This is a genomic window from Cellvibrio sp. QJXJ (assembly GCF_024452345.1).
Taxonomy (GTDB): domain Bacteria; phylum Pseudomonadota; class Gammaproteobacteria; order Pseudomonadales; family Cellvibrionaceae; genus Cellvibrio.
Genome location: NZ_CP101662.1, coordinates 1,561,383 through 1,576,159, shown reverse-complemented (window position 1 = coordinate 1,576,159; position 14,777 = coordinate 1,561,383). Strand labels below are relative to the sequence as shown.

Sequence of the window (14,777 nt, the reverse complement as noted above, 5' to 3'; positions counted from 1 at the left end):
GGTGTAGTCGTTACAACTCCAGGTTAATTACGCTGCGCTACTACTGCTTGCGCTACTGGTTGAATCGTCATCATCACTGGAACTGTTGCTTTCACTGCTAGCTTCTTCGCTGCTGGCAGAGCTACTGCTCTCGCTGCTAGCTTCTTCGCTGCTGGCAGAGCTACTGCTCTCGCTGCTAGTTTCTGCGCTGCTACTCTCACTGCTCTCACTGCTCTCACTGCTCTCACTACTGCTGCTGGAACTACTGTCATCATCATCGTCGTTGATGTCATCGTCTTCCACTTCGATTTTGATGGCGGTAGCCACACCGTTTTGTGTTAAGGCTCTTACTTCTACTTCCAGGCCCAGTGCTGCGGCAAGGAACAGGTCAAGGTTGGCAAAGCCTTCAATACGGGTGAGCGGTGAGACTTGAATCTCCTGGCCTTCTACAGTGATGGAATTGATACCTACGGCTTCAACTACGCCTTCAATTTCCAGCTTCCAATCGTCGTTGCCAAAAGCGTGCGGATTGTGGCGCTCAATACGGCTGGCGATATTACGTTCCGCTGTAGTCGCGGTAGCGGCAATGGTGTAACCACGCACGTGCAACGTGTCGCCAGTCATTAAGTCTTCAAGGTCAAAGAAGCGCACTTTTGAACGGCTGCGATCATTAAAGCTGGTGTCCTCATTGATCTCAAAGGTAATGCCGTTCACCACAATGCTGTTGGCGATCAGGTCAACAGATTCCAGCAAACCCTTGTTGCTGATTTTGGCGCGGTAATTCAGTTCAATTTCTTCTGCGACCAGATTTTGGTTTGCATCCAGTTGGCCTTCTACTTCTACCATTACACCGTCAACCAAATCCGCAGGAACACCATCGTCGAATTCGGTATTAGTATTGATGAGCACCAGAATGCCGTTAATAGTGAAACTGACACCGGGAATTAAATCGGCAACTGGCCCACTCAGGGTGATTTCAATATTGTCGTCATCATCAAAATCATCGCTGCGTTTAAAGCCTAGGTGGCTAGGATGCAAATTGCCGCGGGCGATAAATAGGGTGCCGTCAAAGTCGCCTACTACCCGCAGTTTCAAACCATCTTCCAAGACCGCACCGCGCAGTGCAGCGAGGGTTGCATTGCTGTAGTCCACCAGGGTGCCGTTGATCAAAAAGGTTTTGTTCACTGTATCCAATGCGCTGATTACACCGGACAGTTGGAATGCGTCGTCGTCATCTTCCCAATCAATACGCGTTGCCACCATCACTCCCTCGCTATTCAAGTAGCTGCTGACTTCGATAATGTCGCCCACTTTCAATTGGTTGGCAGTCATGTCGTCGTCATAAAAAGTGTCGGCGGTGAGCAGGATGGTTTGGCCAAGTGCTACCAAGACGCCGGCTTCCAGGTCGATGCTGGAAATTGGGCCAACCAGTTGGGTCTCGCCTTCAAGTTTGCTCGCTGTACCGCTTTTGCCATCGGCGTTAACTGTGCCGGTGATGCGCACTATTTGGCCTACTTTCAAGTCGGACTCAACCAGTGTTTTGCCATCCACATCGATATTGGCGCTACCCACATCGTAGTGCACGCCGTTAACAATCACGCTGCCAAACCCGGTCACCATGCCTTGGGTAACTTCAGTTTTAGCCGCTGCAGGAGCGCTACTACTGCCGTTATTGGCGGCGGGTGTGTTGCTACCACCGCTGCCGCCACCGCAGGCAGCAAGCAATAAGCTGATCATCAGGGGGGAGAGTTTGGTGTATTTCATGGTCGTTACCTCGTTTATAGATGCCCGTTGGCTCAGTTAAATTCCATATTTGGTATGTTATTTACCAATTATGGTTTTTGATGTGAGGTAAGTCAAACTTTTATAAATACAGCAGAATTTATCCAAGGCCCAAAATGACAACACCCACCGGGTTAGCGGCGGGTGTTGTGAGTTTTCAGTCTGGAGGGTTGCGAACTGGTGGTGCCTAATCAGTGCTGATGCGCACTAAGAACATTTTGGGCCAGAGTTTGCCGGTAATCCAAAACGCCTGCTGTTTGTCGTCCCAGGCGATACCGTTAAGCACTTGTTCGCCATTAGTTAGCTTGAGTGATTGTTTGAGGGATTGCAGGTTAATTTCGCCCACCACCTTGCCGCTGTCAGGGGCAATTTTCAGGATACGATCCTGATACCAGATGTTGGCCCAGATAAAGCCTTGGGCATATTCCAGTTCATTAAGCTGGTTCACCGGTTTGCCGTTATCAGTCACCTGCAGTTCCCGTGTTACCGCAAAGTCGCCGGGGTTGTGAAAAAAAAGCCGATCGCTGCCATCGCTGCGAATCAGTTGTTTTCCATCGCTCGCCAAGCCCCAGCCTTCTCCGTCATAGCCCAGTTGCTGTTCCAGTGCAAAACTGGTTTTGTTGTATACCAGCAGTGTTTGTTCCTGCCAGGTGAGCAGATAAAGTTTGTTGTCGAGCAGGGTTAAACCCTCGGCAAAATAGTGTGGTGGCAGTGCGAGTTTACGGGTGAAAGGCGCTGAAATTTTTGCCCAAGTGGTTGCCGGTTCTGCAATGGGGTAGGTGACCAACAGGGATTTGCCATAGAGGCCACTGCTTTCATAAAAGTGATCACCATCCACCAACAAGCCTTGGGTAAATAAGCTGGGCTTGTGGCTGCGCTCCCCAATCAATTCAAATTCAAGGGCAGGTGCTGCGTGGGCCAGCGGGGCACTTGTGGCAAGAAGGGTAGTCGCTATGGTCAGCAGGCTGGTGCACAATAGCGCGCAGAAAAATGATTTCACTCGGGTGTCCCGCTCGGTTTATTAGTTAGTCAAAAGTTTGTTTAAAAAGGTTTCAATCATGAAGCGTTTGCGTTCGTTTGTCAGCATCACCCTTATTGGCGGTTTTATGGTCATTCTGCCTATCGCCATTTTTATTTGGCTGGTGGAGTGGCTGCTGGGAATTGTGCGCGAGATCATCAAACCCTTGAGTCATTGGCTTGTAGAACAGACGGCTTTTACCAATTATGTGGCCGATGGTTTGGGCGTTTTATTGCTATTGAGCGGTTGTTTTTTGATTGGGTTGTTTATCAAAACCAACGTGGGTGGTTGGGTGCATGACTTGATTGATGAGTGGTTGACACGTCTGGCGCCGGGTTACAAAACCATTCGTGAAGTGGTGTCTCAGTTGCTGGGTGGGGAGGGAAATACCTCGCTGCTCAAAGGTGAGGTATGCCGCGCCTACATTATGGGGCGTGCGGCGGGGGTGTCGGTTACTGCGATTGTGACTGCCAAACATGCCAATGGCGACCTCACGGTTTACGCACCTACCGCGCCTATCCCCACATCGGGGTTTGTGTATCACCTCTCTGCTGAATGTGTAGATTTCTTGCCTCACGTGAGTGTGGAAGAGGCGATGCGCACAGTCATTGCCTGCGGTAGCGGCTCGCAGGTTATTTCAGAAATACCGGAAGGCACCGCAAAACTGGAATACTCAAAAAATGATAAAGGTCAAAAATAAGACCTAATACTGGCGAGGCCGCCTGTAGGTTGGAAAAGCGCAGCGCCTTCCGACATAAATATGAAAGTAGGTTTTTTTGTGTGTGTCGGAAGGCGCTGCGTTTTTCCAACCTACCAATCATATTGGCGATTGCGATCAGGTCTTTTTCTTTGGTGTTTTAGGTTTGGTTGGTACTTTAGCGGGTTTAGTCGGTTTATCGGTTTTAGTGGCAGCAGCTTTTTGGGGTTTATCACCACGGGTAGATATCAACGAAACCTCTACCGAAGGCAGTTTAATCTCTTCGCCGCGCTCGCGGCTTTCCACATAATGCAAAGCGTCGGTCACGGCCTGCGATACTTTATTGGCAATTTCCACCATGTCCTGCGGCGACATAAAAAAGGTCATGTCCACATCGTGACGAATGTAGCGCGGCGGCAAACGGTTGAGCGCTACACAGGCGACATCGGCCAGAAAATCCCGGTCACCCTGTTGCACCCGCTCGCTCTGGTCGTGCACTTCCTGCACCACCAAACGCTCATAGTAGTTATGCAGAAAATCCACTTCATCAGCCAAAATATAGGGGCGGTTGGTCAGCATGGTTTTACCTCTCTGAATGTAATGTTAGAGAGTATAGACAGGGATTCGGTTGGCGCTCGTTCCCCCTCAGTTCTTTCTTTGGCAGTTCTTCAGCGATTTTTAATCAAGTCACGAATCAAAAACCGCGCGGGGTTGAGCGCGTTAGCTAACTCCCGTGGCAGGGGCAGCACTTCATTATTGATCTGTGCGGCAAGTAATTCGGCGCACAGTGGTGTGTAAGCCAAACCGCGTGAGCCGTGGCCGATATTGATAAATAAACTTTGGTGATAACAACCCGGCAAATGCACCGGTGCGCGGGCATTTTTGCGTAGCGGTGCAAACCGCTCTCTCATTGCTTGGTCGTCGGCAACCGGGCCGACTAGCGGTAAATAGTCCGGCACTGTACAGCGAAAGGCGACGCGGCCTTGCAATTCGTTCAGCGTCAGGTCCTGCCAGTCATCACACACATCTGCCAAAGGCACACGCAAATTATCCAGATTGGTTTGATGATCCACCGCACGCGGCACGCGTTCATCATCATTCAAATTAAACGTCGCGCCAGTGCAGTGCATGCCCTGTTCTGCCGGGGCGATATAACCCTCGCTACAAATCACGGTTTTTAACGCTTGGCTTTTTTTGCCCTGTGGCAAATAAGTCACTTGCCCGCGAATGGCTTTTAGCGGCAGGGCGCTGGTGTAGGAAAATTGTTTTGCATCGCGCGCGTTGGCGATAACGGCAACTGGCGCCTGAGCGATAAGTTCACCCTGTGCATCGCGTGCCTGCCACAAGTTCTCACCGCGCGTGAGATCCATCGCCTCAGACTGATTAAGTATGCGAATCGCGATGTGATCCACCAAACTCTCACACAAGCGGCGTGGGTTAATCCAACCAGCCTGCGGAAAATATAAGCCTGCATGTTGCAGTGGCACACCCGCAATCACACTGGCTTGTTCGGCGCCAACAAACTCAGCCAATGGACTTGCTTGCGCAAATCGCTCGCGCAGTTGCTGCTGCAATTGTTGCTCAGCTTCACTGTGCGCTAATTGCAAGACTCCACACTGCGCGCCGATTTGTGTCCAGCGCGGTTGATAAAACCCCAGCGCAAATTGCAGCGCACTCAAGTTAAATTCTGCCTGCGTTTCTTGCTTGTGCGAAAGCTTGGCGTACAGCACACCTTGCGGATTGCCCGACGCCTCCTGTGCGAGTTGTGCGTGGCGTTCGATAAGCGTCACCTGCCAGCCGCGCTCTGCCAAGGCGCGCGCGCTGGTGCAACCTGCCAAACCGCCGCCAATAATCAGCGCGGTTTTTGGCAAAGGTGTTTGTTCTTCGGTGATAGCCTCGGGGATAGTTTCGGTGAGAGTTTCGACGATAGTCCAGGGCACAGGGAATGGCGAATAACTACGTGCCAAGGCCAAGTCAGATACCGGCAGTACAAACGGCTCGTGTTGTATCGCCTTAACCATTTCGCGTTTGCGCCCAAAACCGGGCACTTTTTGAATGGAAAATCCGGCGAGTTTTAGCCCTTGTTTCACAATGCCTGCCGCACTAAACGTGGCGGCGGTAGTGCCGGGTTTACTCAATTGCCCTATGGCGGTAAATAATTCATCGCTCCACATTTGCGGATTTTTGGAGGGCGCAAAACCATCCAGAAACCAGGCATCTATTTTTGCGCAGCGATTGGCAAACAATGGGTGGCTGGTGGCGAGTAACTGCTGAAAACCCACGGCGGCATCGTTAATGATCAGTGAGAGGGTGATACGACCGTCCATAAAACGCAGGCGATGTATACCTGTGCCAACAAATACCGGATAGGCCGCGAGTAGTTGCGTGGATAATTCCGTCAGTTCTGGCCACAAACTTAGCGCGCGCTGCAAATCGGGTTTGGCGAGGGGGAACTTTTCCACCGTCACAAAATGCAATTGCGCCGTGGTGGGCGCAGTTTGCAACCACAACTCCCAAGCGGCTAAAAAATTTAATCCGGAACCAAAACCGGTTTCAGCGATGGTGAAATGATCGCCTGCTGTTAATTGTTGCCAACGCTCAGTCAGTTGGTTGTGGTGCAGAAAAACATGGCGGGTTTCTTCCAGGCCATTAGCGCGGGAGAAATACACATCGCCAAACGTGCTCGACAGCGGTTGGCCTTCTTCATCCCATTCCAGTTGGGCGTGATGAATGGTGTCGGTCACAGGCCGAACTCGCGCAACACTTGTTCACACCACTGTTGGATGCGCTGTTCGCTCAAGTTAAATTCGTTTTCTTCATCCAATGCTAAACCGACAAAATAGTCGCCGTCGGGTGTAAGCGCTTTGGAACCTTCAAATTCATAACCAGCGCGCGGCCAATAGCCGCAGGGCGTTGCACCGCGATGTACCAGCTTGCTATGCAAATAACCCATGGCGTCCAAAAACCATTCGGGGTAGCCGACTTGATCGCCCAAGCCATAAATGGCGATTTTTTTACCGCTGAAATCCAGCTCGTCCAACTCGTCCCAAATTTCTTCCCAGTGCTCCTGTAGTTCGCCGTAGTCCCAGGTGGGAATACCAAAAATCAGGTAATCGTAAAACTGGGTTTGAACAATGGGGGTGTCGGCGATATTAAAAAAATCCACGCATTCTTCGCCCTGCATCTGGTGAAGCGCTTTGCGGATTTTTTCGCCCGCCATTTCGGTGTAGCAGGTGGAGCTGCCATAAAACAGGCCGATAGTGTTGGTATCGCTCATAACACGTTCTTTAATAAAGAGGGTTTTAATCAAAAACTGAAAGTTGTTAAATCAGGGTCGCCCAGTGTTTTACCCAGGTGCGGGCTTCGGTCGCTGCGTCATCGCCACTGCTGGCATCCAGTACCAGCGGTTCACCAATAGGCTGCGCGCCTAAATCTTCAAACGCGGCCGCGAGCATTACACCGGCTTCATTAAAGGTGGTGTAACTGCTATCCCCCAGGTTGATAACACCAAAACGGCGACCGCTAATACGCGGGTAATCGCGGGTCAGATGCAAATACAGTGGTTGGATATTGTCGGGCAGTTCCCCGGAGCCGGTATTGGAGTGGCACAGCAGGATAATTTCGTTTGCGTCGCGCGCTAAATCCTCGGCGCGCGCATAGGTATTGAGTGTGACCTCGTGGCCGAGTGAACGCAGTTCCTCGGCCACCAGTTCAGCCACTTCTTCGGCGCCGCCATACACACTGCCAATAAAAATCTGGATCTTGCTCATTCATTCCTCACTATGGCTTGCCTTTTCTGGCTCGCTTTTTTTATTTCGCTCTCTTTGTTTGGCTCTTTATGCTTCAGAAAAACAACGAATTTTACAGCGCGCCAGCATACCCCAACTGGCGCCAGGCTTCATAAACCATTACGGCCACTGCGTTGGATAAGTTCATGCTTCTACTATTAGCTGCCATGGGGATGCGCAGGACCTGATCAGCCGGCAGTGATTCGCGAATAGCGGCGGGTAAGCCACGGGTTTCTGGGCCGAACAATAAATAATCGCCCGATTGAAATTGCGCGTCGCTATGGCAGCGCGTGCCTTTGGTGCTTAGGGCAAAAATCCGTGCAGGGTTTTCAGTTGCGAGAAAATCCTCCCAGCTTTTATGGAGCTGCACATCCTGGGTTTCTGCGTAATCCATTCCGGCGCGTGCGACACTTTTTTCGTCCAGCTTGAACCCAAGTGGTTCAATCAGGTGCAGCTTGCAACCCGTATTGGCTGCCAAACGAATGATGTTGCCGGTATTCGGGGGTATCTCTGGCTCAAATAGAACTATGTGCAGCATTTGGCGTTTTTTACCTTTATAGTCTATGTTCTTTGTTAAACGTTATGTTTCTGGCGCTAATTATAAACAAGAGTTATTAGCTGCCATCCCCCTTTTTCGTTTTTGTATCTGTTTGTCCTTGAATAGTGTGTTGCGTAGCCCGTTAAACAGTGTGGTTTCAAAAGGATTTTTTAGCAGTAGTTATCTGGCGGTATAACACCGCTAGCGTGATAAAAATCTGGCATCGAGAACTCCGATTTGAAGTCGATTGTTGAAAAAATAAACAGGCTGTTGCCTGGCTCCAACCGCGTTAACCAAACGATTGGTGTTGAATTTTGCACCGATGGTGTCGCTTTTGCACAGATTCAACGTCATCCATCCCAGCAACCCTTGTTAATTAATTGTGAATTTATCCCTGCCGAACCCGGTCTGGAATTGGCGGAGCTGCTGCGTGCGCGGTTGTTGAAGCTCGGCGTGCAAACTGTGCCGGTCAATGTGGTGATGAGTGCGGGCAGTTATCAATTAATTTTGGGGGAAGCCCCCAAAGTGCCGGCAGATGAATTGGCCGAGGCGCTGCGCTGGCGGGTAAAAGATTTGGTGCAGTTTCCCATCGCCGAGGCGATAGTGGATGGCTTTTTTCTGCCCGAGGATAGCGCTCGTGGCACCAGCCGTATGGCCTACGCCGTAGTGGCTCAACGTAAGGTTATTGAACAGCAAGTGGCCAACGCCAATGCGGCGGGTTTGAGTTTAAAAAATATAGATATCCCCGAGCTGGTATTGCGCAATATTGCCGAAACTTGTTGTGATACCAAACGCGGTATTGCTTTGGTAAAACTGCAGCAGGGCGGTGGTAGTTTGCATATTTTCCGCGATGGTAATTTGTATCTGTCGCGCCAGTTTTCACTCTCCTACAACGCTGGTTTGTTAGATGACTTACCGGCAGAGGCTCTTGTATTAGAGTTGCAACGCTCATTGGATTATTTTGAGCGGCAGATGCGCCAAGTGCCGCCCAGCCATATTTATCTTTGTGGTGAAAATGTCACTGCCGACAAACTCACCCCGGCGATTCAAAATGCCATGGCGGTTTCAATTCACTTGTTGGACTTGGCTGATGGGCTGCAAATCGCCGCTACCATTGCCGAGCACAATCTCGCACTGTGTTTACAGGCGATTGGCGCGGCCTTGCGCCAGGATCAAGTAGGGCAGGGCTGATATGCAACAAATCAATTTATACCTTCCAGAGTTTCAGCCTAATCGCGAACCTATGCGCAGCATACATATGCTGTGGGGTTTAATTGTGTTCGCAATTTTATTGGTACTGTTCAGTTTATTTTCGGTTAACGCAAACAATGAACGCTCGCAGGCTTTGGAGCACAATCGTCAACAACTTGAACAGCGCAAGCAGCAGCTCCTGCAATTGGAGCAGCAACGCCCGTCGCAGAATCTGGCGCAGTTGGATGCAGAGGTTCTTCGGCTGCAACAAGAACTACAGCGGCGCGAACAAATTTTAGTGATTATCGCTAATAAAAAATTGGGCAATAACACGGGTTACTCCGGCCACTTATATGCTTTGGGTAATCAATCACTGGACACCATCAGTTTGCAGGCTTTTTCACTGCAGCAGGGCGGGAGTTATGTTGAATTTGCCGGCCAAACGCGCGCGGCAGATCAGGTTCCCCTCTATATTCAGCGTTTGCGTACCCAGGCAGTTTTTGCGGAATCTGCCTTTGGTGTATTGCAGATTAAACCTGCCGTGGGAGGTGTGTTTGATTTCTCTCTGGCTAAAGACGATCCGCGCAATAGCGCTGTTGCGGAAAAAACGGCCGTACAAATGTTGCTGGAAGTAAATGAAAAAGCAGCGGCTTCCGCTGCGAGAGGGCAAAACTAATGCCAGCTGCACTGCAAAAAATCATGGAACAAATTGATGGCCGTGTGATTCGCGAGCGGGTATTAATTTTTCTCACCTTACTTGCCGTTGTTTTTTTATTGTGGCAATTACTGTTGCAATCGCAGATCGATAAAACAACCAAAGCGTTGGATGCCGAGCACGCAAAAATTAGTAAAGAACAACAAGAGCTGGAAACTAAAATTGCCACTCTCACCTTAGCCATGGCGACTGATCCTGCCATTACCAAACGCAAAGCTATCGAAAATTTACAGGCGAATATCGCGCAAGTGGAAGCACAGCTTTCGGGGTTATCGCAAGGTTTGATCGGCGCCGAACTGCTACCAAAAGTGTTGCAAGACGTACTGGCGCGTACGGCAACTATTCAACTTCTTGCGGTGCGCACTTTACCTGCGCGTGAATTGCAATTGGCGACCCCCATTGTTACTGCACCCGCAAATACTACCGCTACAGGTGCGACACCAGCACCAAGTGGCACGGGTGTTTATAAGCACAGCGTATTTATTCGTGTATCCGGCAGCTATGCAGAGTTGCTAAAACTCTTGCGCGATATTGAAGCCTTGCAATGGAAGTTTTATTGGGAGTCGTTGGACTACACCGTAAAAAACTACCCTAATGCTGAAATTGACATTCAGGTATTTACCCTGAGTTCAGAGGAGGGTTTGTTCGGTGTATAAATCTTTTCTCTTACTATTAAGTATTTTCAACGCTGTTTTTTTTCTCGAGCCTGCATCTTTTGCGCAAACACCGGTTGTCGATGCAGCAAATGCCAGCGACATGGTTCGCGATCCAACCACACCCTTGGGGTATGCCGTCGCGCCTGGTATTGCCGCCACTACGAACTACACCTTGAGTTCGGTGTTGATCAGCGCCCAACGTAAACATGCCGTTATTAATGGCGCCACCCTGCGTGAAGGACAAGTTGTTCCTGGTTCAGATGGGGTAATAGTAAAACGTATTTCGCCGCAAACCGTGGTGTTGCAACAGCACACAAAAACCTGGGCATTACGACTCTCACCCAGTGTTGTGATAAGACATTAATCGATTTAAAAATATTTGAGGCCGTGACATGTTCACCCACCCTAAAACGCCCAAGCGCTTATTCCAGTGCTCGCTCTTATCCCTGGCGATAATCTTGTCGGCTTGTAGTACCAATAAAAATGCGGATAAACGCCTGCTGGGTGAGGACGTACTCGACCAAACAGTTTCTCAGCAAGCGGCGCGCACTAATCAGCCCAATAATGTACCTGCCGAAGTTAACAAAGCTTTGTTGGATAATCAGTCGCTTAATGCGCCGAGTGCAAAAGGTAGCTACGACCGTTTTGATGTATCGGTGAGTAATGTTGCGGCGCGGGATTTTTTCCTGGGGCTGGTAAATGGCACCGGGGTGAATGTGGTGGTGCACCCCGAAGTCACTGGCAGCGTAACCCTGGATCTAAAAAATGTCACGGTGGATGATGTGCTGCGCGTGACTCGGGATATTTATGGTTACGAATACCGCAAAGATCGTGGCATTTACACTATTTATGCCAATGCACTGCGCACCGAAGTATTTCAAATTAACTATTTGGATGTGCAGCGGGTAGGGGTTTCCGATACCAGTGTGATGATTGGCCGCGCGCAAACCTCCGGCAACAACAATTCCAATAACTCTGGCGGTAATTCTGGAGGTTCAAACGATACCGCTAACTTGTTGGGCATGATTGAAAGTGCGCAACAGCAGCGCAGTAATCGCAACTCGTCTGGCCTTACACCGGGTTCCCGTGTGCAAACGATGAACCGCACGGATTTTTGGGCATCGCTGGAAAAAACGGTGACCTCTATTATTGGTGGTGAAACTGAAAGCCGACAAGTTATGGTTACACCGCAAGCGGGAATGGTGGTTGTTACCGCTATGCCGCACGAGCTTAGCGCCGTGCGTGATTTTCTGGAGCGCTCGGAACTCAGTGTTAAACGCCAGGTAATTTTGGAAGCAAAAATTATCGAGGTGCGTTTGAGTGAAGGCTTTGAAGCAGGGGTGAACTGGGGGGCAATTAGTGGGCAGATTACTGCTGCAAAAAACCTTCAGGATGGGTTTGATTTAAATACGGATGGCTCTACAGAAGTTGGTGAATTTAGGGAGTTAATCAGAAACAATATTTATACTGACTCAGACGGAAATCTACAAAATCTTGAAGTGCCAGTACGCGAGCGAGTAGGGGGAACTATTGCTGGTCTTATTCAAGTGGGGGATATCACAAAATTACTTTCATTACTTGAAACCCAAGGCACAGTCCAAGTGCTTTCCAGTCCGCGTGTATCGACTGTGAATAACCAAAAAGCCATGATTCGCGTTGGGTCGGATGAATATTTTGTAACTGGTATTTCTAACAACCAAACTTCTAATGCAGCAACTACTACCTCTACCCCGAGTATTGAGCTGTCCTCTTTTTTTAGTGGTATTTCTTTGGATGTAACGCCACAAATTTCTGAGCGCGGTGAAGTTATTTTGCATATACATCCCGTAGTCAGCGAAGTTACTGATCAACAAAAAGTTTTTACCGTTGGTAATGAGCAATTTTCATTACCGCTGGCACTGCGTGGTGTACGTGAATCAGACAGTATCGTGAAAGCTGCTAATGGACAGGTGATTGTATTGGGGGGGTTGATGACTGAGTCCACTAATAATGTGGATGGTAAGCGCCCGCTACTGGGAGATATTCCGGTACTCAATGCATTATTCAAAACTAAAAACAAAGCCAAAACGAAAACCGAGCTGGTAATCCTGTTGCGCCCGATTGTAGTGGATGACAGAACCTGGGATGAACAGCTGACTGAAGCGCAAAATTCCATGCGCGATATGGGCGATACCTACAGAGGCCAGTAGTAGTTAACAGATCTACCAGGCAACGAGGTTTTACATGTACCGTCAACATTTTGGGTTACGTGAGCATCCGTTTTCGCTCACGCCAGATACCCAATTTTATTTTAATAACCAGAGCCATCGCGAGGTGTTGAGCACTCTTTTGCTTACGCTGCGCCATAGCGAGGGGTTTATTAAAATTGTGGGTGAGGTTGGTACCGGTAAAACATTGCTCAGCAGAAAATTATTGGCCAGTTTGGGCGATACCTTTATCACTGCGTATATTCCCAATCCTTACCTCACGCCCGATGAATTAAAGTGGTTTCTCGCGGAAGAAATTGGCATTGCCTATTCACCGGATGTCCCTTCTTATCAATTGCTCAAGGATATCAATTTACGTTTGGTGGAATTGGCGCAACAAAAGCGGCAGGTGGTATTGGTAGTGGATGAAGCGCAGGCCATGCCCCGCGAAACCATCGAAGCGCTGCGTTTGTTAACCAATCTGGAAACGGAAAAAAGTAAGTTGTTGCAAGTCGTGCTGTTTGGTCAGCCTGAGTTGGATGAACTTTTGGAACGCCCGGATTTGCGCCAGTTAAAACAGCGCATTGTATTTTCTGAATATTTACAAACTATTCCCCAAAAAAGTTTGCCGGATTATCTGGCCTATCGCCTTGCATCCGCAGGCTATAGTCGCGCCTCGCTGTTTTCTAACAGTGCCATCAAATTGTTATACAAAGCATCCGGCGGCGTGCCGCGGTTAATCAATGTTATCGCTCACAAAGCCATGTTGGCTGCTTATGGTCAAGCGGCGGAGCGGGTGAATCGCCAACATATGGTGCGAGCCATTATGGATACCGCCGAAAGCCGCCGTTTTGGACGCTGGTTAGCGCGGCGCGATTATTGGTTGTGGCCAATGCTGGCAGCCGGTGCCGCCGCGGCAATTGCCTTGGCTCCGGGCGTATTGGGCGGTGCAACATGAGTTTGTTAAACGACATGTTGCGCGACCTCTCGCAAGATGTTGCGCGCCCATCATCGCAAAACCTTGAACATAATCTTGCTGCGCATTCTCATGCTCAAGAGGAGCAACGCGAATTATTTTACCAATCCAGCGCTGCCAAACCACTACCACGCAGTCTGCTGCCGAGCATGGTTGTATTTGTGGTGGTATTGGCTGGTATTTTTGGATGGCGATATTTTTCTGATGAAAAACCGGCGGTCTCTACTACCACCGAAATGGTGAGTGTTCCTGAACAGGTTCAGTCTGAGAAAATTGACGCTTTGCCAGAAAATACCGGCGCAGCGGCGACAATAATTGCATCACCCGAGTTGGATGAGCGTTTGGCCGCATTGGAGTCTGCGGTAACTACGCTAACCAATGTGCTGACCAGTTCAGAACAGACCACTGTAGAACAGACCACTGTAGAACAGACCAATGTAGAACAAAAAAAAGAGGTGGGATCCTTACAGTCTGATTCGTCGATGAAAAGTGTCGCCGCTGAAGTTGCTTCTGTTGAAAAGCCATTGGATGAAAAAACAGCCGATCAAAAATCAATTGATCAAGAGTCAGGAGCGGAAACGGCTGAGTCAGTCAGTATTAATGAGCCATTTGCCGTTATTACAGAGAACAATACACCGAGCGAGCCACAGGGTGATCCATCGTTGTTTATTGCGCCTAATCCTGCTTGGAAGGATCAGCAATTAGCGCTGCAGGCCCGTGAATTATTTCAGGCAGGGCAGGAGGAACAAAGCATTGCCCGCCTACAGGATTTTATTGCCAGTCACCCGGCGGCGCAGGAATCGACCCGCTTGCTATTGGATATTTTTTGCGAACAAGAAAATAATACTGCGGTGCAGCAAGTATTAACCCAATCCAGTTTTTTAGCCGTGGCAACAAAAAACTATTACGCAGCAAAAATCAGGTTAATAGAGGGCAATCTCGAAGAAGCTGTTGCACTTCTCGAAGCGACATTAGTGGAAGCGGAAAATGATGAAAATTATCGCGCATTGCTGGCGGGTTTGTATCAGCGCAGTGGTATGAATCAGGAAGCGGCGAGTCATTACCGGCGCCTGCTCAGTGTGTTTGGTGAAAAACCCGCTTATTGGCTGGGGTTTGCATTGGCACAGGATGCACTCAATCAATCGCAGTTGGCTTTACAAGCCTACCAACGTGTCAATCAATATTCCGATTTGCAACCACAAGTGCGCCAGTATGTGGAGCAGCGCTTAGTGGCATTACAGCAGTGAAATG

At 49.5% G+C, this 14,777-nt stretch carries 15 protein-coding genes; 8 read left to right on the top strand and 7 right to left on the bottom strand.

Annotated elements, in window-relative coordinates:
• Nucleotides 1-27: 27 nt before the first annotated feature.
• A complete protein-coding gene (locus NNX04_RS06710) occupies nt 28-1,743 on the bottom strand; it encodes a DUF5666 domain-containing protein (RefSeq protein ID WP_261947887.1) in 1,716 nt (571 codons plus the stop codon).
• 205 nt (nt 1,744-1,948) lie between these two features.
• Nucleotides 1,949-2,761: a glutaminyl-peptide cyclotransferase gene (locus tag NNX04_RS06705; RefSeq protein WP_007642480.1), complete on the bottom strand. Its 813-nt coding sequence runs from the start codon at nt 2,759-2,761 to the stop codon at nt 1,949-1,951.
• A 58-nt stretch (nt 2,762-2,819) separates the two neighbouring features.
• Between NNX04_RS06705 and NNX04_RS06700 the strand changes: the two genes are divergently transcribed.
• The gene (locus NNX04_RS06700) at nt 2,820-3,479 is read left to right on the top strand and encodes a DUF502 domain-containing protein (protein WP_007642479.1); all 660 of its coding nucleotides are present in this window, start codon (nt 2,820-2,822) and stop codon (nt 3,477-3,479) included.
• 135 nt (nt 3,480-3,614) lie between these two features.
• Here NNX04_RS06700 and NNX04_RS06695 read toward each other — a convergent pair whose 3' ends face one another.
• The 5 genes from NNX04_RS06695 to trmL all read right to left on the bottom strand — a co-directional run bounded on the left by NNX04_RS06695 (nt 3,615) and on the right by trmL (nt 7,802).
• Nucleotides 3,615-4,055 (bottom strand): late competence development ComFB family protein, encoded by a 441-nt coding sequence (locus NNX04_RS06695; RefSeq protein WP_261947886.1) that lies wholly within the window; start codon nt 4,053-4,055, stop codon nt 3,615-3,617.
• Nucleotides 4,056-4,144: 89 nt separating this feature from the next.
• Entirely contained in the window at nt 4,145-6,220 is a 2,076-nt protein-coding gene (gene mnmC, locus NNX04_RS06690) for a bifunctional tRNA (5-methylaminomethyl-2-thiouridine)(34)-methyltransferase MnmD/FAD-dependent 5-carboxymethylaminomethyl-2-thiouridine(34) oxidoreductase MnmC (protein WP_261947885.1), read from the bottom strand.
• Nucleotides 6,217-6,753, bottom strand: coding sequence for a flavodoxin FldB (gene fldB, locus NNX04_RS06685; protein ID WP_040392199.1), 537 nt, complete (start codon nt 6,751-6,753; stop codon nt 6,217-6,219). The genes mnmC and fldB overlap by 4 nt, the downstream gene beginning before the upstream one ends.
• Nucleotides 6,754-6,799: 46 nt before the next feature.
• The gene (locus tag NNX04_RS06680; protein ID WP_261947884.1) at nt 6,800-7,246 is read right to left on the bottom strand and encodes a flavodoxin domain-containing protein; all 447 of its coding nucleotides are present in this window, start codon (nt 7,244-7,246) and stop codon (nt 6,800-6,802) included.
• Between the two features lie 91 nt (nt 7,247-7,337).
• A complete protein-coding gene (gene trmL, locus NNX04_RS06675; protein ID WP_261947883.1) occupies nt 7,338-7,802 on the bottom strand; it encodes a tRNA (uridine(34)/cytosine(34)/5-carboxymethylaminomethyluridine(34)-2'-O)-methyltransferase TrmL in 465 nt (154 codons plus the stop codon).
• Between the two features lie 237 nt (nt 7,803-8,039).
• Here trmL and NNX04_RS06670 point away from each other — a divergent pair, with 237 nt between their 5' ends.
• Genes NNX04_RS06670 through NNX04_RS06640 form a run of 7 tightly spaced genes read left to right on the top strand, consistent with a single transcriptional unit; the run spans nt 8,040 to nt 14,773 of the window.
• Entirely contained in the window at nt 8,040-8,993 is a 954-nt protein-coding gene (locus tag NNX04_RS06670; protein WP_261947882.1) for a pilus assembly protein PilM, read from the top strand.
• 1 nt (nt 8,994) lies between these two features.
• Nucleotides 8,995-9,669, top strand: coding sequence for an MSHA biogenesis protein MshI (locus NNX04_RS06665; RefSeq protein ID WP_261947881.1), 675 nt, complete (start codon nt 8,995-8,997; stop codon nt 9,667-9,669).
• Nucleotides 9,669-10,364, top strand: coding sequence for an MSHA biogenesis protein MshJ (locus tag NNX04_RS06660; RefSeq protein WP_261947880.1), 696 nt, complete (start codon nt 9,669-9,671; stop codon nt 10,362-10,364). Before NNX04_RS06665 ends, NNX04_RS06660 begins: the two co-directional genes overlap by 1 nt.
• A complete protein-coding gene (locus NNX04_RS06655; RefSeq protein ID WP_261947879.1) occupies nt 10,357-10,728 on the top strand; it encodes a general secretion pathway protein GspB in 372 nt (123 codons plus the stop codon). Before NNX04_RS06660 ends, NNX04_RS06655 begins: the two co-directional genes overlap by 8 nt.
• A 28-nt stretch (nt 10,729-10,756) precedes the next feature.
• Nucleotides 10,757-12,553 (top strand): pilus (MSHA type) biogenesis protein MshL, encoded by a 1,797-nt coding sequence (mshL, locus tag NNX04_RS06650; protein ID WP_261947878.1) that lies wholly within the window; start codon nt 10,757-10,759, stop codon nt 12,551-12,553.
• Nucleotides 12,554-12,587: 34 nt separating this feature from the next.
• A complete protein-coding gene (locus NNX04_RS06645) occupies nt 12,588-13,508 on the top strand; it encodes an ExeA family protein (protein WP_261947877.1) in 921 nt (306 codons plus the stop codon).
• Nucleotides 13,505-14,773 (top strand): tetratricopeptide repeat protein, encoded by a 1,269-nt coding sequence (locus NNX04_RS06640; protein WP_261947876.1) that lies wholly within the window; start codon nt 13,505-13,507, stop codon nt 14,771-14,773. Before NNX04_RS06645 ends, NNX04_RS06640 begins: the two co-directional genes overlap by 4 nt.
• The last annotated feature ends 4 nt before the right edge of the window (nt 14,774-14,777 follow it).